The organism is Kocuria sp. CPCC 205261 (genome assembly GCF_040981025.1).
Classification (GTDB): domain Bacteria; phylum Actinomycetota; class Actinomycetes; order Actinomycetales; family Micrococcaceae; genus Kocuria; species Kocuria marina.
Window position 1 is genome coordinate 213,181 of record NZ_JAVKPU010000002.1, and the last position, 17,936, is coordinate 231,116.

Annotated in this window: 15 protein-coding genes; all 15 read left to right on the plus strand. The window is 70.8% G+C overall.

Annotation, left to right across the window (positions count from 1 at the left end; genetic code table 11):
• The first annotated feature begins 4 nt into the window (after positions 1–4).
• Entirely contained in the window at positions 5–1,315 is a 1,311-nt protein-coding gene (locus RF646_RS04050; protein ID WP_368835265.1) for a dihydroorotase, read from the plus strand.
• Between the two features lie 22 nt (positions 1,316–1,337).
• On the plus strand, positions 1,338–1,832 hold the full coding sequence (locus RF646_RS04055) for a hypothetical protein (RefSeq protein ID WP_064845878.1): 495 nt from the start codon (positions 1,338–1,340) through the stop codon (positions 1,830–1,832).
• Between the two features lie 57 nt (positions 1,833–1,889).
• Positions 1,890–3,074 (plus strand): glutamine-hydrolyzing carbamoyl-phosphate synthase small subunit, encoded by a 1,185-nt coding sequence (gene carA / locus RF646_RS04060; protein WP_368835266.1) that lies wholly within the window; start codon positions 1,890–1,892, stop codon positions 3,072–3,074.
• A complete protein-coding gene (gene carB / locus RF646_RS04065; protein WP_085106015.1) occupies positions 3,074–6,394 on the plus strand; it encodes a carbamoyl-phosphate synthase large subunit in 3,321 nt (1,106 codons plus the stop codon). Before carA ends, carB begins: the two co-directional genes overlap by 1 nt.
• Positions 6,387–7,391: an orotidine-5'-phosphate decarboxylase gene (gene pyrF, locus RF646_RS04070; RefSeq protein WP_368835267.1), complete on the plus strand. Its 1,005-nt coding sequence runs from the start codon at positions 6,387–6,389 to the stop codon at positions 7,389–7,391. The genes carB and pyrF overlap by 8 nt, the downstream gene beginning before the upstream one ends.
• A gap of 165 nt (positions 7,392–7,556) precedes the next feature.
• Positions 7,557–7,871 carry an integration host factor, actinobacterial type gene (mihF, locus tag RF646_RS04075; protein WP_035961833.1) on the plus strand — a complete coding sequence of 105 codons (315 nt, stop codon included), beginning with the start codon at positions 7,557–7,559 and terminating at the stop codon, positions 7,869–7,871.
• A gap of 111 nt (positions 7,872–7,982) precedes the next feature.
• Positions 7,983–8,558: a guanylate kinase gene (gmk, locus tag RF646_RS04080; RefSeq protein WP_064845874.1), complete on the plus strand. Its 576-nt coding sequence runs from the start codon at positions 7,983–7,985 to the stop codon at positions 8,556–8,558.
• Positions 8,559–8,640: 82 nt separating this feature from the next.
• Positions 8,641–9,096, plus strand: coding sequence for a DNA-directed RNA polymerase subunit omega (gene rpoZ / locus RF646_RS04085; RefSeq protein WP_064845908.1), 456 nt, complete (start codon positions 8,641–8,643; stop codon positions 9,094–9,096).
• Complete coding sequence (coaBC, locus tag RF646_RS04090) at positions 9,093–10,391, plus strand: bifunctional phosphopantothenoylcysteine decarboxylase/phosphopantothenate--cysteine ligase CoaBC (RefSeq protein WP_368835268.1); 1,299 nt, start codon at positions 9,093–9,095, stop codon at positions 10,389–10,391. Before rpoZ ends, coaBC begins: the two co-directional genes overlap by 4 nt.
• Positions 10,391–11,608, plus strand: coding sequence for a methionine adenosyltransferase (gene metK, locus RF646_RS04095; protein ID WP_064845873.1), 1,218 nt, complete (start codon positions 10,391–10,393; stop codon positions 11,606–11,608). The genes coaBC and metK overlap by 1 nt, the downstream gene beginning before the upstream one ends.
• 29 nt (positions 11,609–11,637) lie before the next feature.
• Entirely contained in the window at positions 11,638–14,010 is a 2,373-nt protein-coding gene (locus RF646_RS04100; protein ID WP_368835269.1) for a primosomal protein N', read from the plus strand.
• A 253-nt stretch (positions 14,011–14,263) separates the two neighbouring features.
• The gene (locus tag RF646_RS04105; RefSeq protein WP_145004750.1) at positions 14,264–14,803 is read left to right on the plus strand and encodes a DUF4242 domain-containing protein; all 540 of its coding nucleotides are present in this window, start codon (positions 14,264–14,266) and stop codon (positions 14,801–14,803) included.
• A gap of 87 nt (positions 14,804–14,890) precedes the next feature.
• Positions 14,891–15,976, plus strand: a complete 1,086-nt coding sequence (locus RF646_RS04110; protein WP_368835270.1) for an acyl-CoA dehydrogenase — start codon at positions 14,891–14,893, stop codon at positions 15,974–15,976.
• On the plus strand, positions 15,973–16,734 hold the full coding sequence (locus RF646_RS04115; RefSeq protein WP_240505548.1) for an ABC transporter ATP-binding protein: 762 nt from the start codon (positions 15,973–15,975) through the stop codon (positions 16,732–16,734). Before RF646_RS04110 ends, RF646_RS04115 begins: the two co-directional genes overlap by 4 nt.
• Entirely contained in the window at positions 16,731–17,909 is a 1,179-nt protein-coding gene (locus tag RF646_RS04120; RefSeq protein ID WP_368835271.1) for an ABC transporter substrate-binding protein, read from the plus strand. Before RF646_RS04115 ends, RF646_RS04120 begins: the two co-directional genes overlap by 4 nt.
• Positions 17,910–17,936 lie beyond the last annotated feature (27 nt).

Consider the following 17,936-nt stretch of genomic DNA (forward strand, 5'->3'; position numbering starts at 1 on the left):
CCGCATGAGCTCCTACCTGATCAGCAACGCCCGCCCCGAGGGCGGTGAGCCCGCGGACCTGTTGCTCACGGACGGGGTGATCGCCGCCGTGGGGCCCGTGGGCACCCTGGACGTGCCCGAGGGCACGGACGTGATCGACGCCGCCGGCGCCGTGGCCCTTCCGGGTCTCGTGGACATGCACACCCACCTGCGCGAACCGGGTCACGAGGACGCGGAGACCGTGGAGACCGGAACGCGTGCGGCGGCCCGCGGCGGGTTCACCGCGGTGTTCGCGATGGCCAACTCCCACCCCGTGGCGGACACCGCCGGCGTGGTTGAGCAGGTGTGGCAGCTGGGCCGCGACGCTGGGTGGTGCGACGTCCACCCCGTGGGCGCGGTCACGGTGGGGCTCGGGGGCACGCAGCTGTCCGAGATCCGCGCGATGGCGGAGTCCCGCGCGGGTGTACGGATGTTCTCCGACGACGGCAAGTGCGTCCACGACCCCGTTCTGATGCGCCGGGCCCTCGAGTACGTCAAGTCCTTCGGGGGGATCATCGCCCAGCACGCCCAGGAACCGCGCCTGACCGAGGGCGCCCAGATGAACGAGGGCGCGGTCTCCGCTGACCTCGGTCTCACGGGCTGGCCCGCGGTGGCCGAGGAGGCGATCATCGCCCGGGACGTGCTGCTGACCCAGCACGTGGACTCCCGCCTGCACATCTGCCACCTCTCCACCAAGGGGTCCGTGGACATCGTGCGCTGGGCCAAGGAGCGCGGCGTGGCCGTGACCGCGGAGGTCACCCCGCACCACCTGTTGCTCACCGACGAACTCGTGCGCACCTTCGACCCCGTCTACAAGGTCAACCCGCCGCTGCGCACGGACGACGACGTCCAGGCCCTGCGCCGTGCCGTGGCCGAGGGCACGATCGACGTGATCGGCACGGACCACGCCCCGCACACCGCGGAGGACAAGGAATGCGAGTGGAGCTGCGCGGCCCACGGTATGACGGGTCTGGAGACCGCCCTCGCGGTGGTCCAGTCGACCCTCGTGGACACCGGGTTGATCGGGTGGGAGCGCGTGGCGCAGATCATGTCCCGCACCCCCGCCCGGATCCTGGGCCTGACCGACCAGGGCCAGGAACTGGCCCCCGGGGCCACCGCGAACATCGTGCTGTGGGACCCCAGCGGGCAGACCCCCGTGGATCCCACGATCCACGCGTCCAAGGGCCGCAATAGTCCGTACCGGGGGATGACCCTGCCCGGCGGTGTGCGCGCCACGTTCTACCGCGGTCACCCCGTGGCGCGTGACGGCGAACCCGCCACGCCGCTGACCCGCTGACCACCCCCACGAAAGGCCGCCCATGTCGGACAAGCTCGTACCCACCCTGTTGACCATCCTGATCGTCGTGGTGCTCTTCGCCCTGATCCGGTGGGGTTGGCGGGGTCGGGTGCGACGCCAGGCGGGCTTGGCCGCGCCGGCCCAGGCGCCCCGGGACCTGCTGCAGCGGGCCACCGCGCGCGTGGACGGGATGTACGTGGTCACCACCTACACCGCCCAACCGCTCGAACGTATCGCGGGGCATGACCTGGGGGTGCGCACGAACGCGGAGGCGATCGTGGCCCCGGACGGTGTGTTCCTCAACCGCCAGGGCGCCCCGGACGTGTTCATTCCACGGGCGGATCTGCGCGCAGTGTCCACCGCGTCCGGGATGGTCGGCAAGTTCGTGGAACGCGACGGACTCGTGGTGCTGACCTGGGACCTCGGGGACACCCGCGTGGACACCGGCTTCCGCGCGCGCACCGGTGAGGGATCCCGGCAACTGGAGGACGCGGCGTCGGCCCTGCTGGACGCCTGAGAACCGAATTCCCGGGAGCCCTCACGCTCCCGGCACGCTCAACGAAAGGAGTTCGCCATGAACTCACCACGCATCGAACCGGCCGTCATGGTCCTCGAGGACGGCACGGTGTTCGAGGGCCGCGCCTGGGGTGCCCCCGGGACGGCCTTCGGCGAAGCGGTCTTCGCGACCGGGATGACCGGCTACCAGGAGACCCTGACCGACCCCTCGTACGCGGGGCAGATCGTGATCCAGACCGCCCCGCACATCGGCAACACGGGCGTGAACCTGGACGACATGGAATCCCGCAAGATCTGGGTCAACGGCTTCGTGGTGCGTGACCCCGCCCGCCGGCCCTCCAACTGGCGCAGCGAGCGCAGCCTGGACGAAGAGCTCGCCGAGCAGGGCATCACCGGGATCCAGGGCGTGGACACCCGCGCGCTGACCCGCCACCTGCGGGACAAGGGTGCGATGCGCGCCGGGATCTTCTCCGGCGATCAGGCCGGTGAGCCCGTGGCCCAGCTCGTGCAGCGGGTCACCGAGCAGCCGGGGATGGCGGGCCGTGCGCTCGCCGAGCACGTGAGCACGGACGAGACCTACGCGGTGGAGCCGCGCGAGCACGGCTGGGACGCCCCGGTGCGCCACGAGGTGGTCGCGGTGGACCTGGGGATCAAGTCCATGACCCCGCAGCGCCTGGCCGAACGCGGGGTACGTGTGCACGTGGTGCCCGCGGACGTGAGCTTTGAGCAGGTGCAGGCGCTGCACCCGGACGGCGTGTTCTTCTCGAACGGCCCGGGGGACCCGGCCACCGCGGACGAGCAGGTGGCCCTGCTGCGCCGCGTGCTGGATGAGGGCATCCCGTTCTTCGGGATCTGCTTCGGTAACCAGCTGCTCGGCCGCGCGCTGGGCTTCGGGACGTACAAGCTCACGTTCGGCCACCGCGGGATCAACCAGCCGGTCATGGACCTCGCCACGGGCACGGTGGAGATCACCTCCCAGAACCACGGCTTCGCGGTGGACGCGCCCGTGGGGGAGCCCGTGACTGCGCCCGAGTCCCGCTACGGGCGGGTCAGCGTGTCCCACGTGGGGCTCAACGACGACGTCGTGGAAGGACTGCGCTGCGAGGACATCCCCGCGTTCTCGGTGCAGTACCACCCCGAGGCCGCCGCGGGTCCGCACGACTCCGCCTATCTCTTCGACCGCTTTATCGACATGATGGACCGGGCCGGTCAGAGCCCCGATCCGGAAGCAGGAGACAACTGATGCCCCGCAGGCAAGACCTCAACAGCGTCCTGGTGATCGGCTCCGGGCCCATCGTGATCGGGCAGGCCGCGGAGTTCGACTACTCCGGGACCCAGGCCCTGCGCGTCCTGAAGGACGAGGGGCTGCGCGTGATCCTGGTCAACTCCAACCCGGCCACGATCATGACCGATCCCGAGTTCGCGGACGCCACCTACGTGGAGCCCATCACCCCGGAGACGGTCGAGAAGATCATCGCGAAGGAACGTCCCGACGCTGTGCTGCCCACCCTGGGCGGGCAGACAGCGCTGAACACGGCCTTGGCCCTGGACGCCAACGGCGTGCTCGAGAAGTACGACGTCGAGCTGATCGGCGCGGACGTGGACGCGATCAACCTGGGCGAGGACCGCGAGGCCTTCAAGGGCGTCGTCGAACGCTGCGGCGCGGAATCCGCGCGCTCGATCATCGTGCATTCCATGGACGAGGCGCTCGTCGCCGCCGAGAAGCTCGGTTACCCCATGGTCGTGCGCCCGTCCTTCACGATGGGCGGACTGGGCTCGGGTCTCGCGTACGACGAGACCGATCTGCACCGCATCGCCGGCGCCGGGATCCAGTACTCACCCACCTCGGAGGTGCTCCTCGAGGAGTCCATCTTGGGGTGGAAGGAGTACGAGCTCGAGATGATGCGCGACGCCAACGACAACGTGGTGGTCGTGTGCTCGATCGAGAACGTGGACCCGGTGGGCGTGCACACGGGCGATTCGATCACCGTGGCCCCGGCCCTGACCCTGACCGACCGCGAGTACCAGCGCATGCGTGACATCGCGATCGCCGTGATCCGTGAAGTGGGCGTGGACACAGGCGGGTGCAACATCCAGTTCGCGGTGGAACCCGCGACCGGGCGGATCGTGGTCATCGAGATGAACCCGCGCGTCTCCCGTTCCTCGGCGCTCGCGTCCAAGGCCACGGGCTTCCCGATCGCCAAGATCGCGACCAAGCTGTCCCTGGGGTACACGCTCGACGAGATCCCCAACGACATCACGCAGAAGACCCCCGCGAGCTTCGAGCCCACCCTGGACTACGTGGTCGTGAAGGTCCCGCGCTTCGCGTTCGAGAAGTTCCCGGCCGCGGACCCCACGCTGACTACGACCATGAAGTCGGTGGGTGAGGCCATGGCGATCGGGCGCAACTTCACCGAGGCGCTGCAGAAGGCCATGCGCTCGCTCGAGCAGAAGGGTTCGTCCTTCAGCTTCGCCCGCCCGGCCGTGGAGCCCGGGCCCAACACGGTGGCCCGGCTCGTGGAGACGTGCCGCGAGACCACCACCCACCGGTTGCGCAACGTGCAGCAGGCCCTTCTCGCGGGTGCGAGCGTGGAACAGGTCTTCGAGGCCACGGCGATCGACCCGTGGTTCCTGGACCAGATCCAGTTGCTCAACGAGACCGCGGACCTGGTGCGCGCGGACCCGGACCTGCGCCCGGTCACGCTGCGGGAGGCCAAGCGTCACGGCTTCTCCGACGCCCAGATCGGTGAGCTGGTCCACCTCGAGGAATCGGTGGTGCGCGGGGTGCGCCACGCGCTGGACATCCGCCCCGTCTACAAGACCGTGGACACGTGCGCCGCCGAGTTCGAGGCGTTCACCCCGTACCACTACTCGAGCTACGACCGCGAAACGGAGGTGGCCCCGCACGAGAAGCCTTCGGTCATGATCCTGGGTTCCGGGCCCAACCGGATCGGGCAGGGGATCGAATTCGACTACTCGTGCGTGCACGCGTCCATGGTGTTGCGCGAGGCCGGGTACGAGACCGTGATGCTCAACTGCAACCCGGAGACCGTTTCGACCGACTACGACATCTCCACGAGGCTGTACTTCGAACCGCTCACGTTCGAGGACGTCATGGAGGTCGTGGAGGCCGAGCGCCGCTCGGGTGGGCTGCTCGGTGTCTTCGTGCAGCTCGGCGGGCAGACCCCGCTCAAGCTCGCGGCTGACCTCAAGGCCGCGGGCGTGCCGATCCTCGGGACGACCCCCGAGGCGATCGACCTGGCCGAGGACCGCGGGGAGTTCGCGCGCGTGCTCACTGAGGCGGGGTTGCGCCAGCCCAAGAACGGCACGGCCCACACCTTCGAGCAGGCCAGCCGGATCGCCCACGAGATCGGCTACCCCGTGCTGGTGCGCCCGTCCTACGTGCTCGGTGGGCGCGGGATGGAGATCGTCTACGACGAGGCGTCCCTGAAGTCCTACCTCGAGAACGCGACCGAGGTCAGCCCGAGCCGCCCGGCCCTGATCGACAAGTTCCTCGAGGACGCGATCGAGATCGACGTGGACGCGCTCTACGACGGCAAGGACTGCTACGTGGGCGGGATCATGGAGCACATCGAGGAGGCCGGGATCCACTCCGGTGACTCCGCGTGCGTGCTGCCCCCCATCACCCTGGGCCCGGACGTGATCTCCCGCGTGCGCGAGGCCACCGAAGCCATTGCGCGCGGCGTGGGCGTGAGGGGTCTGATCAACCTGCAGTTCGCTCTCGCCTCGGATGTGCTCTACGTGATCGAGGCCAACCCGCGGGCCTCGCGCACGGTGCCGTTCGTGTCCAAGGCCACGGGCGTGCAGATGGCCAAGGCCGCCGCGCTGATCGGCACCGGGCGCACCGTGGCCGAGCTGCGCGAGCAGGGGATGCTCCCCGCGGACTACGACGGCACGACCCTGCCCGAGCAGACCCCCACCGCGGTCAAGGAGGTCGTGCTGCCGTTCGCGCGCTTCCGCACCCCGGAGGGCACCGTGGTGGACTCCCTGCTGGGCCCCGAGATGCGCTCCACGGGTGAGGTCATGGGCATCGACCGCTACTTCGACACCGCGTTCGCCAAGGCGCAGGCCGCCGCGGGCGGGCCGCTGCCCACGTCCGGACGGTTGTTCGTCTCGGTCGCCAACAAGGACAAGCGCTCCGCGGTGATCCCCGTGAAGATGTTCGCGGACCTGGGCTTCGAGATCGTCTCCACGGGCGGCACGGCCCAGGTGCTGCGGCGCAACGGCATCGAGTCCACGGTCGTGGCCAAGATCGCCGACGCCGACGACGGGTCCCCCTCGGTCGCGGACCTGATCACGGACGGGAAGATCGACCTGATCTTCAACACGCCCTCCGGCGGTCAGCAGGCCCGCGGCGACGGGTACCAGATCCGTGCGGCGGCCACGTCCGTGGGTGTGCCCACCATGACCACGGTCTCGGAGCTCGGTGCAGCACTGCAGGCGATCACCGCGCAGCGGCAGTACTCGTGGTCCGTGACGTCCCTGCAGGAGCACGAGCAGAAGCTGCGGGAGCAGGTCGCCGCGGGGGACACCCGTGGCTGAGTCCGAGCGTGTTCCCTTCGGGGCCCGCCTCGAACGGGCGATGACCGTTGCGGGTCCGCTGTGCGTGGGGATCGACCCCCACCCCTCCTTGCTGGACGCGTGGGCTCTGCCCGCCACGGCGCAGGGCCTCGAGCGCTTCGCGCTGCGCGTCCTCGAAGCCGCAGCGGAGCGGTGCGCGGCCGTGAAACCGCAGGTTGCCCTGTTCGAGGCGTACGGTTCCGCGGGCTTCGCGGTGCTTGAGCGCGTCCTGCGGGAGTCCCGCGAGGCCGGGCTGCTGAGCATCGCGGACGCCAAGCGCGGGGACATCGGTTCCACCATGGCGGCCTACGCGAGCGCGTGGCTCTCCGACGACTCGCCCCTCGCGGCCGACGCCGTGACGCTGAGTCCCTACCTCGGCTTCGAGTCCCTGCGTCCGGCACTGGACCTCGCGCGTGAGACCGGGCGCGGGGCGTTCGTGCTCGCGCTGACCTCCAACCCGGAGGGCGCGTCCGTCCAGCACGTGGGCGGCACCGGGTCCGTGGCCGGGTCCGTCCTGGCCGCGATCGCCCGGGAGAACGCGACGGCGCAGCCCCGGCCGGGCACGGCGTCGTCGTCCCCGGAAGGTTCGACGGCGCCGTCGGACGGCGCCACCGTGGCGGCCGTTCGCGGTGTCACCGGAGCGAATACGGGGGCCGGGAACAATCGTGATGAAATCGTGACGTCACCGTCCGAGGCCACCCTGGGCTCGTGCGGAGCGGTGATCGGGGCGACCGTGGGGGAGGCCCTGGCATCCTTGGACATCGATCTGAGCACTCTGAACGGGCCGATCCTGGCCCCCGGTTACGGTGCCCAGGGCGCGGACGCCGCGGCCGTGGCCACGGTCTTTGAGCACGTCAGGCCCACAGTGCTCGCGAACTCCTCGCGAGGTGTGCTGCGTCACGGTCCCGACGTCCCCGCGCTGCGGGACGCCATCGACCGCAGCACCGAGGAGCTGCGCACGCACCTCCACCTCTCCTGAGACCCCCGAGAACGCCCCCGGCGACGGCTCGAAAGGCCACGTCAGGGGGCGTTCATCGTGTTTACGGGGGCAAACGCGTCCGGTACTTTCAGGGGGGCGGCTTGCGTGCGTCCCCCCCATCAGGCGCTCGGCCGAGCCGCTGTCACACGAGGAGGAGAGCTGGGTATGGCATTGCGGCCACTGACGGACGAAGAGCGCGCACGCGCGCGCGAGAAAGCCACGGCGGCGCGGACCGCGCGGGCGGAGATTAAGAAGGGACTGCGGGACGGGTCGATCACCGTGGCACAAGTGCTGCGCAGGGGCGAGGAGGACGAAGCCGTCAGCCGCCTCAAGGTCACCGAACTGCTCGAGGCCACCCCCGGGATCGGGAAGGTGCGCTCGGCGGCGATCATGGAGCAGATCGGGATCGCACCCACCCGCCGGGTGCGTGGCCTGGGTCAGCACCAGCGCAAGGCGCTCGTGGACTACCTGGACCGCTGAACCCTGGTGCCCGATCCGCACGATCCCGGGCGCAACCACTAGGACCCGCGGTTGATACAGTGACGGGCGAGCTGACCGCTCGCCCGTCACCGTCTTCTCCCGGAGGTATCCGTGCGTCCCACACCCACCGTGACCGTTCTGGCCGGCCCCACGGCCGTGGGCAAAGGAACGGTGTCCACCTATATCCGGGACCACTACCCGCAGGTGTGGTTGTCCGTCTCGGCCACCACGCGTGCGCCGCGGCCCGGCGAGGTGGAGGGCGTGCACTACTTCTTCGTCAGCGACGCCGAGTTCGACGACATGATCGATCGCCACGACCTGCTCGAATGGGCGGTCGTGCACAACCTCAACCGGTACGGCACACCGCGCCACAAAGTGGAGGAAGCGCTCGCGGCCGGGCGTAGCGTCCTGCTTGAGATCGACCTGCAGGGAGCGCGCAGCGTGCGCCAGGCCATGCCGGACGCCCAGTTCGTGTTCCTGGCCCCGCCGAGCTGGGAGGAAATGGTGCACCGGCTCGTGGGCCGGGGCACCGAGACCCCCGAGCAACAGCAGCGTCGGCTGGAAACGGCTAAACTGGAACTCGCGGCGCAATCAGAGTTTGATCACACCGTCGTCAACGACACGGTGGAACGCGCCGCCGCCGAACTCGTGGCCCTCATGGGGTTGCCGAGCACATCGCACCGTTGAGGCGGTCACCCGCCCCGGATCCGCGCAGCCCCCACGGCCAGTAGCACCACCTTTTCCGTCCACCACAGGAGTCATGAAACACGTGAGCACGAACAACGAAGGCATCGTCAACCCGCCCGTCGATCGGTTGCTCGACAAGACGGATTCCAAGTACGGACTCGTGATCTTCGGGGCCCGCCGAGCCCGCCAGATCAACGCCTACTACTCGCAGTTGCACGAGGGTCTGTTCGAGTACGTGGGTCCGCTCGTGGATACCCAGCTCAACGAGAAGCCCTTGTCCATCGCGTTCCGCGAGGTCGACGAGGGCCTGATCGAGGCCGTGCACGTGGACCACGCCGGGTTCACCCCCAACGGCCAGATGGTCAACGACGAGCCCACCGCCACGGACATGTTCACCGGCGACTTCTTCGCCCAGGGTGAGCAGGACGGCACCGCGGTCTTCTCCGACGGCGTCCAGCTGGGGGAGACCTCCGAGGAGATCCCGGCCGCGGACACCGAGGACCCCGCCGAGGGTTCCGCAGAGTCCTCCGAGCAGTGACCGACCCGCACAGCCGCGACGCCCCCGTCCCCTCCGCGCCCCGCGCCCCGTTGCGCGTGGTGTTGGGTGTGGGCGGGGGCATCGCCGCATACAAGGCCGCCCTGCTGTCCCGGTTGTTCTCCGAGGCCGGCCACCACGTGGTGCCCATGCCCACCGAGGCCGCCCTGCAGTTCGTGGGTGCGCCCACGTGGGAGGCCCTCACGGGCGAGCACGTCTCGGGGTCGGTCTTCGACCGGATCGACACGGTCAACCACGTGGCCCAGGGCCAGGCCGCGGACCTGGTGGTGATCGCCCCGGCCACGGCGGACCTCATGGCCCGGGTGGCCCACGGGCACGCGGACGACCTGCTGACCACCACGGTGCTCGCGACCGCCGCGCCCGTGCTGCTGGCCCCGGCCATGCACACCGAGATGTGGCAGAACCCGGCCACGCAGCGCAACGTGGCCCTGTTGCGCGGGCACGGCCACACGGTCCTCGACCCGGCCAGCGGTCGGCTCACGGGCAAGGACAGCGGCCCGGGCCGGTTGCCCGAGCCGCAGGAGATCTTCGACGCCGCGCTCGCCCTCGTGGACCCCGCCTCCAGCTCCGCCCACTCATCGTCCGACGGCGACGACGCTCTGCGCGGACGCCGCGTCCTGGTCACCGCGGGCGGAACGCGCGAAGCCCTGGATCCCGTGCGCTTCCTGGGCAACCGGTCCTCGGGCAAGCAGGGCGTGGCCCTGGCCCGTGCCGCGCGCGACGCGGGCGCACACGTGCACCTGATCGCCGCGCACGTGGAGACCGAGCTGCCGAGCGGCGTCGACATCACGCGCGTGTCCTCGGCGCGTGAGCTGCAGGACGCGACCCTGGCTGCCGCGCGCGAGGCCGACGTCGTGATCATGGCCGCCGCCGTGGCGGACTACCGCCCGGACACCGTGGGCGAGCACAAGATGAAGAAGTCCGAGGACGGCGCGGACCCCGTGATCCGGCTGGTGCGCAACCCGGACATCCTGCGCGCCGTCGTGGCCCAGCGTGCCGAGCGCTCTCTCGAGCAGCTGATCGTGGGCTTCGCCGCCGAGACCGGGGACGCCGAGCACTCGGTGCTCGACTTCGCCCGCGCCAAGCTCGAACGCAAGGGCTGCGACCTGCTCGTGCTCAACGAGGTGGGCACGGACAAGGTCTTCGGTCGCGACGACACCGAGGTCACCGTGCTCTCGGCCCGCTCGAGCGAGGACCGCGGGGCGCGCGGGACCAAGGACGAGGTCGCGCGGTTCGTGGTGCAGCGCATCGCCGAGGACGTCCGCACCGACGGGTAATGTGGTCTCCCGTGAACGAAGCGAGCAAGCACCTGAGAATCTTCACGTCCGAGTCGGTGACCGAGGGGCACCCGGACAAGATCTGTGACCAGATCTCCGACGCGATCCTGGACGCTCTGCTAACCGAGGATCCCAATTCCTCGGTGGCCGTGGAGACCATGGTCACCACGGGCCTCGTGCACGTGGCGGGCGAGGTCAAGACGGACGCTTATGTGGAGATCCCCCACATCGTGCGCAAGACCCTGCTGGATATCGGGTACAACTCCTCCGTGCACGGTTTCGACGGCGAGTTCTGCGGTGTGTCCATCAGCGTGGGCGAGCAGTCCAACGAGATCTACGAGGGTGTGTTCACGTCCCTCGAGGAGCGCACCGGTGCCGCGCGTGACCCCCGGGACGCCCAGGGCGCGGGGGACCAGGGCATCATGTTCGGGTACGCCTCGGACGAGACGGACACGCTCATGCCCGCCCCCATTCTGCTGGCGCACCGGCTATCCGAGCAGCTCACACGGGTGCGCAAGACTGCGGTGCTGCCCGGTCTGCGCCCGGACGGCAAGACTCAGGTGACCCTGGGCTACGACGGGCACACCCCCGTCTCCGTGGACACGGTGGTCGTCTCCTCCCAGCACGCGGAGAACTACGACCTGGACCAGCTCACCCGCGATCTCACGACCAGCGTGATCAGCCCCGTCCTGGAGGACTCCGGGCTGGACCTGTCCGCGACCAAGATCATCGTCAACCCCGCGGGCAACTTCGTGCGCGGCGGTCCCGTGGGGGACGCCGGGTTGACCGGACGCAAGATCATTGTGGACACCTACGGTGGTATGGCCCGCCACGGCGGCGGCGCGTTCTCCGGCAAGGACCCCTCCAAGGTGGACCGCTCCGCCGCGTACGCGATGCGCTGGGTCGCCAAGAACGTCGTGGCCGCCGGACTGGCCCGCCGTGCGGAGGTCCAGGTGGCCTACGCGATCGGTCAGGCCCGTCCCGTGGGCCTGTATGTGGAGACCTTCGGCACCGAGACCGTGGACCCCGCGCGGATCGAAAAGGCGATCTCCGAGGTGTTCGACCTGCGGCCGTTGGCGATCATCGAGGACCTGGACCTCAAGCGCCCCATCTACGCCAAGACCGCCGCCCACGGTCACTTCGGCCGTCATGACCCCGACTTCACGTGGGAGCGCACGGACCGGGTCCAGGAGTTGCGTTCCGCCGCGGGGCTGTGAGCCCCGGCCCCGCCGGGACGGAGCCCGCCATGCCGGAGTCTCCCAGGCTGGAGTCGGCGGGCACCGCGCGCCCGGGCTCCGCGACTGCGGGTTCCGTCCCCGCGGACCGGGACACCCCCGAGCGGGACACGTCCGGTGAGCAGCTCGCGCTCGCGGGTCTGCCCGAGGCCGCACCCCCGGACCAGCCGCGTACTTTGCCCCGAAAGGCCCTGGGCTCCGAGGGTCGCGCGGCGCGCGACCCCGTGGCCAAGGTCCTGCTCGAGGCCTACGTTCCGCACCTGGACCGGGTCTTCGATTACCGCGTGACCGCTGCCCTCGACGACCAGGCGGTCGTGGGGTCCAAGGTCTCGGTGGTTTTCGCGGGCCGGAAGATGTCCGGGTGGGTCGTGGATCGTGTGGCCCACACGGACGTCCCCGAGGACCGATTGCTGCCCATCCGCCGTGTGCTCACGCCTCTGCCGGTGGCCCGCCCCGAGATCGTCGAGCTCGCGCAGGCCGTGGCCGAACGCTGCGCGGGCACGGTCGCGGACGTCCTGCGGGTCGCGATTGCCCCGCGGGTCGCGCGGGTGGATAAGGAGTTCGCGGCTCCCGAAGCTGCCGAGACCTCCGAGACGGGCGTTGTGAATGCGGACGACGACGCCGCGGTGCCGGCCGACCTATCAGCGGGCCCCGCTTCCGACGGCGCCGCCGATGCGGACCCGACCGCGGCCCCCGAGCCCGGCCGAGCGCCCTCGTCTCCCGTGGAGCCCGCGACGACCGGCTGGCAGCACTACACGGGCGGCCTGGAGTTCGTGGCGTCCGTGGGGCGTGGTGAGCCGGCGCGCGCGGTCGTGGAGGTACTGCCCTCGGCCGAGGACCATGACTGGGCGGGGCTGACCGCGAGCGCCATGGCCACCGCGTACGCCGCTGGTCGTGGGGCTGTGGGCGTGGTCGCGGACCATAAGGCACTGGAGCGGCTCGAACGGGCGCTGTGCGAGCTGGTGGGGGAGGACGTCGTCGTCCGCCTGCACGCCGACGACGGACCCACGCCCCGCTACCGGGGGTTCCTCGAGCTCGCGCTCGGGAAGAAGCGCCTGGCCGTGGGCACGCGCTCTGCCGCGTACGCGCCGGTGCAGGACCTCGCGCTCGTGTGTTGTCATGACGACGGGGACGTGAACTTCGTGGAGCAGCGCGCCCCCTACCAGCACACGCGGGACGTGTTGTTGCTGCGCACCCAGCAGCAGGGTCTGGCCGCGCTGTTCACGGGGTATGCGGTGAGTCCCGAGGCGCTGCGGCTCGTGGCCACAGGGTGGGCGGCGCGCGTGGCACCAGATCGCGCGGACCTGCGCCGGTTCTCCCCGCGCATCGAAGCGACCTCCGATTCCTACAACACCGCCCTCGACCCGCTCGCGGCGCGCGCCCGGTTGCCGCACGAGGCGTTCCGGGTGGCACGCGAGGCCCTGAAGTCCGGGCCCGTGCTCGTGCAGGTGGCGCGCAAGGGCTATGCTCCCGTGCTGGCCTGCCAGCGGTGCCGTACGCCCGCGCGCTGCCAGGCATGCGACGGGCCCCTCGCGCTGGATTCCGCCCACGCCGTGCCGGTGTGCACGTGGTGCGGGCGTCACGCCCATGACTGGCGGTGCGTGGAGTGTGGGTTCACCCGGGTGCGATTGAGCACCGTGGGGGCGTCCCGGACCGCGGAGGAGCTGGGCCGTTCGTTCCCGCAGGTGCCCGTGATCTCGTCGAGCGACCGCACCGTGCGGCCCCGGGTGGGGTCCGCCCCGGCGCTCGTGGTGGCGACGCCGGGAGCGGAGCCCGTCGCGGACGGCGGCTACGCCGCCGCGCTGTTGCTGGACGGCAACCGGATGCTTGCCCGGCCGTGGCTGCGTGCGGAGGAGCAGACCCTGCGCCGGTGGTTTAACGCCGCTGCCCTGGTGCGGGCGTCCTCCGACGGCGGCACCGTGGTGGTCACCGCGGACCTGGACCGTGCCGTCTCGGCGCTCGTGCGCTGGGACCCGGCTGGGCACGCGGAGCGAGAGCTGCGGGAGCGCCACGAGCTGGGTCTGCCACCGGCTGTGCGGACAGCGGCGCTGACCGGCCCGCGGGATGCCGTGGACGCCACCCTGCGGGACCTCGCGCTGCCCGAGCGCGTTCGTGTGGTTGGCCCCGCACCGGTGGAGCAGACTCCCGGCAATGGCGCCGACCTTGCTGAGACCGTCACCAACGACGCCGCCACTCTGGACGGCGCCGACGCCGCCCGCTCCTCGGAGCGCGGCGGGAACCGGCCCTACCGTGCGCTGCTGTTCTTCGGCTTCGGGATCGCCCCGCGGGTCACCGCTGCCCTGCGGGCGGAGAAGGCACGCGCCTCCGCGCTGCGCGAACACGCGCCGGTCACGGTGCGCTGCGACGTCGCCGACCTGCTGTAGGGCGCGTCACAGCCGTCGTCGACGGACCCTGACGTGCCGCGGATCGCGAGGCGGGACCCGGACCGCATGCGTGCACCAGGACTGGCTGACCTGCTCAGTCAAATGTGTCGAATTGTTAATCCTCTTGCACGGGGTGGACGTGGCAGTCCTACGGTGGAGGGCACGTTCACGCGGGGTGGCACCGCGCACCGGGGCAAAGAGTCCCGGCGTGCGCGCGAGTCATCACCGCAGACCCGTTCCCGAAAGGATCCGCATGTCGCTGCAGCTCATTGAAATTGTTCCCGCCGTGGCCGAGAAGGAGGCCGTGCGCTCGATCATCGACGCGACGTCGAGCGCTGTCACGCAGGCCTCTGCCGAACTCATCGAGTCCCAGGTGACGGCGGACCACGCTCGCGTGTTCGTCGTCGTGGAGACGCAGCAGGACACGCCCGAGGGTCTTGCGCAGACCGTGCGCACGGCGCTGGGGGATTCCGTCACCGAGGTCACCGGCCCGGACGAGGTGCGCCTGGTGGGCGCGGAGCTCGAGGACATCAAGAAGCTCCGTGGCCAGACCGACTACCTCGTGGAGTGGGACATCCCCGCCGAGATCACTATGGACCAGTACCTCGCCCGCAAGAAGGCGAACTCGCCCAAGTACGCCGAGGTTCCCGAGGTGTCGTTCCTGCGCACCTACGTGCGCGAGGACACCGCCAAGTGCCTGTGCTTCTACAACGCTCCGGACGAGGACGCCGTGGTGCGCGCCCGCGCGGCCGTGAGCACCCCCTTCGACCGGATGTTCAAGCTCGAGGTCTGAGTCCCGCGTCCACCCGTCACCACCACCGGGTGCCGCAGCCCACGACGGGCCGCGGCACCCGGCGCACGCCCCGTCAGAACGGAACCCATGTCCCAGCCCAGTACTTCGGCAACCCTCGAGACTGCCTCCGACCAGGAGCTCCTGGCCCCACTGACCGACTACCCGGAACACGGCCTGGTCCGGGCACGCGCGGCCGAGCGTGCCAGGGCCACCGACGAGGCGGACACCACCCCGTTCGAGACCCTGCGTGAGCTCGGGCAGCGGGGCCTGCTGGACCTGGGTCTCGGGGGCGGGGACCTGCGTGGACAGGCAGCCGTCGTCTTCGACCTCGCGGCCGAGTGCACGGCCACGGCGTTCTCACTGTGGGGCCACCGCTCCGGCCTCGAGTACCTCGACGCGGTGGGGGCGCCCGTCGCGTCTGAGCTGCGCACCGGTGAAGTGCCGCTGTGCTCCGCCATGGCACCGGCGTTCAAGGCCGCGGCGGGCATCGGTGAGATTCCCGTGACGCTCACCCGCCGGGGGGACCACCTGGTGCTCGACGGCACCGTGCCGTGGGCCTCGAACCTGTACCCGGACGCCGTCGTGATCCTGCCGGTCGTCCGGGAGGACGGACGCCCCGCGATCGTCCGCACCCGCGTGGCGGCCCGCGGGGTCAGCGTGCGGCCGCTGGAGAACCTCATGGCGCTCAACGCCACGGCGTCCGGCATCCTGCGCCTGGAGGGCGTGGAGATCGACGCGGAGCAGGACGTCCTCACCGAGGACGTCCCCGGGTTCCTGGCCACGGTCCGCGGACCGTTCCTGCTGCTGCAGACCTCGTTCTGCCTCGGTCTCTCCGCGGCGGCGCTGACGAGCGCGCGGGAGAACCTGGGCGGCGTCGGCGAGATGTTCCGCGAGGACCTGGACGATGCCGTGGCGGAGCAGCAGCGCCTGCGCGCGGACCTCGTGCGGCTGGCACGGGAACCGCGTGCCGCCGCACCCCGCGAGCTCCTGCAGTTGCGCCTCGACGCAGCCCTGCTCACCGGCGAGGCCACCCGCCTGGAGGCGAAGATCGTGGGCGGCCGTGGCTACGCGCTGTCCTCGCCCACGGCGCGCCGCGCACGGGAAGCAGCGTTCCTGCCCGTCCAGTCGCCCACGGAAGGCCACCTGCGGTGGGAACTGCGCAGGCTCGGGTGAGGCACGGGCACGACGGCACCGCGGTGACCACGGACCCGGGCACCGCGCTGCGGGTGCACGGTGTCAGCAAAACCTACCCGGGGGCCTCCGACCCCGCCCTCGACGGCGTGGACCTCACCCTGCACCGGGGCGAGACCCTCGCCGTGCTGGGCCCCAGCGGTTCCGGGAAGTCCACCCTGCTGCGTGCCATCGCCGGGCTCGAGACCCTCGACGGAGGCAGCATCGAGTTCTCGGACCCTGACGCCCGCCTTGCCGTGGTCTTCCAAACCCCGGCACTGTTCCCCTGGCTGTCCGTGCGGCGCAACATCGCCCTCGGCGGCAGGTACCGGCGCAACCGCGACCGCTTCGACGACGAGCACGTGGGCGAGCTGCTCGAGATCCTCGGCCTCTCCCACCTCGCCCACACCCCCGTGCAGGAGCTCTCCGGCGGCCAGGCCCAGCGGGTCTCCGTGGGCAGGGCGCTCGCCGTGCGCCCGGACGTGCTGCTGCTCGACGAACCCTTCAGCGCGCTGGACCCCGCCACCCGCGAGGACCTGCAGCAGTGGCTGCGGCAGCTGACCACTGACCTCGGGCTGACGGTCTTCCTGGTCACGCACGACGTCGCCGAGGCCATGGCGCTGGGGGACCGCATCGGATTCTTCGCCGGACCGCGCGGTTTTCGGCGGCAGTGGGTTCCGTCCCAGGACGGCACCACGGCCGGACAGATTCTCGCGACGTACCGCGGCACGGACGACGAGGCGGGAACCTGGGAGATATGAGCGGGTCTCTCACCACACGGCGGACCGTCCTGCGCGCCGGGACCGCGGCGGTGGCACTGACGGGTGCGGCGTGGGGCGCCGGTTCCCTCTACACGGGAACCCGCATCGGCAGCGGTGGTGACGGCGGCTCACGGCCCGTGCGCATCGGGTACCTGCCGATCACTGATGCCGCGCCCCTGCTGGTGGCCCACGCCAACGGCTACTACGACGACGCCGGGGTGGCCGTCGCGCGGCCCGTCCTGTTCCGCAGCTGGTCCTCGCTGTCCGAGGCCTTCGTGGCGGGCAAGGTGGAGGCCATCCACATGCTCATGCCCATGGCCCTGTACATGCGCTACGAGCTGCAGGCGGACGTGCGGATCACGGCGTGGAACCACACGAACGGCTCTTCGCTCACTGTGCACCCGGAGATCACGGACCTGGCGGGGCTTGCCGGCCGCACCGTGGCGATTCCCGCCTGGTGGTCCATCCACAACGTGGTGGTGCAGAAGATGCTCCGCGCCGAGGGGCTGACACCCGTGATGCGTGAGAGCCCGTCCACGAGCGCCCGGACCGTGGCGCTGGTCCCGATGGCCCCCTCGGACATGCTGCCCGCACTGAACAACGGGGTAATCGGCGGGTACGTGGTCGCGGACCCGTTCAACGCGGCCGCGGAGGCGAAGCACGTGGGCACGATCCACCGGTTCCTGGGGGACGTGTGGCGGGACCACGCCTGCTGCGTGACCATGCTGCGCGGGGAGCTGCTGAGGGATCGTCCCGAGCAGGCAGCGGGTTTCATGGACGCGCTGGTCCGCGCGCAGGCGTGGGCGCGGACAAACCGCCCCGAGACCGCGGCGGTGCTGGCCTCCGGCTACCTCCCGCAGCCGAAGCCCGTGATCCAGCGGGCCCTGACCTACACCGCGGCCGCGCACGCCGACGCGCTGCACCACCCTGACTGGCACGGCGAGTCCCTGGACTTCCGGCCCTACCCGTACCCGAGTTTCACGCAGGAGCTGGTGCGCGCGATGCAGGAGACGGTGGTGGATGCCCCCGCCGGGTTCCTCACCGGGCTCGATCCTGCCACCGCGCACCGCGAGCTGGTGGACGACGCATTGGTGACCCGGAGCATCGCAAGGGCAGGCGGCTGGGGTGCGTTCGGGATGCACGGCCCCACACGCACCGAGGAGATCCAGGCATGAGTCCCACATCCCGCAGCAGGCCCGAGA

Excerpts from the sequence above, each read along its gene's own strand:
- RF646_RS04100 (WP_368835269.1), top strand. The coding sequence starts at position 11,638 with ATGCCGGAGTCTCCCAGGCTGGAGTCGGCGGGCACCGCGCGCCCGGGC.
- RF646_RS04055 (WP_064845878.1), top strand. The coding sequence starts at position 1,338 with ATGTCGGACAAGCTCGTACCCACCCTGTTGACCATCCTGATCGTCGTG.
- carA (WP_368835266.1), top strand. The coding sequence starts at position 1,890 with ATGAACTCACCACGCATCGAACCGGCCGTCATGGTCCTCGAGGACGGC.
- RF646_RS04105 (WP_145004750.1), top strand. The coding sequence starts at position 14,264 with ATGTCGCTGCAGCTCATTGAAATTGTTCCCGCCGTGGCCGAGAAGGAG.
- mihF (WP_035961833.1), top strand. The coding sequence starts at position 7,557 with ATGGCATTGCGGCCACTGACGGACGAAGAGCGCGCACGCGCGCGCGAG.
- RF646_RS04120 (WP_368835271.1), top strand. The coding sequence starts at position 16,731 with ATGAGCGGGTCTCTCACCACACGGCGGACCGTCCTGCGCGCCGGGACC.
- metK (WP_064845873.1), top strand. The coding sequence starts at position 10,391 with ATGTGGTCTCCCGTGAACGAAGCGAGCAAGCACCTGAGAATCTTCACG.
- RF646_RS04050 (WP_368835265.1), top strand. The coding sequence starts at position 5 with ATGAGCTCCTACCTGATCAGCAACGCCCGCCCCGAGGGCGGTGAGCCC.
- carB (WP_085106015.1), top strand. The coding sequence starts at position 3,074 with ATGCCCCGCAGGCAAGACCTCAACAGCGTCCTGGTGATCGGCTCCGGG.
- RF646_RS04110 (WP_368835270.1), top strand. The coding sequence starts at position 14,891 with ATGTCCCAGCCCAGTACTTCGGCAACCCTCGAGACTGCCTCCGACCAG.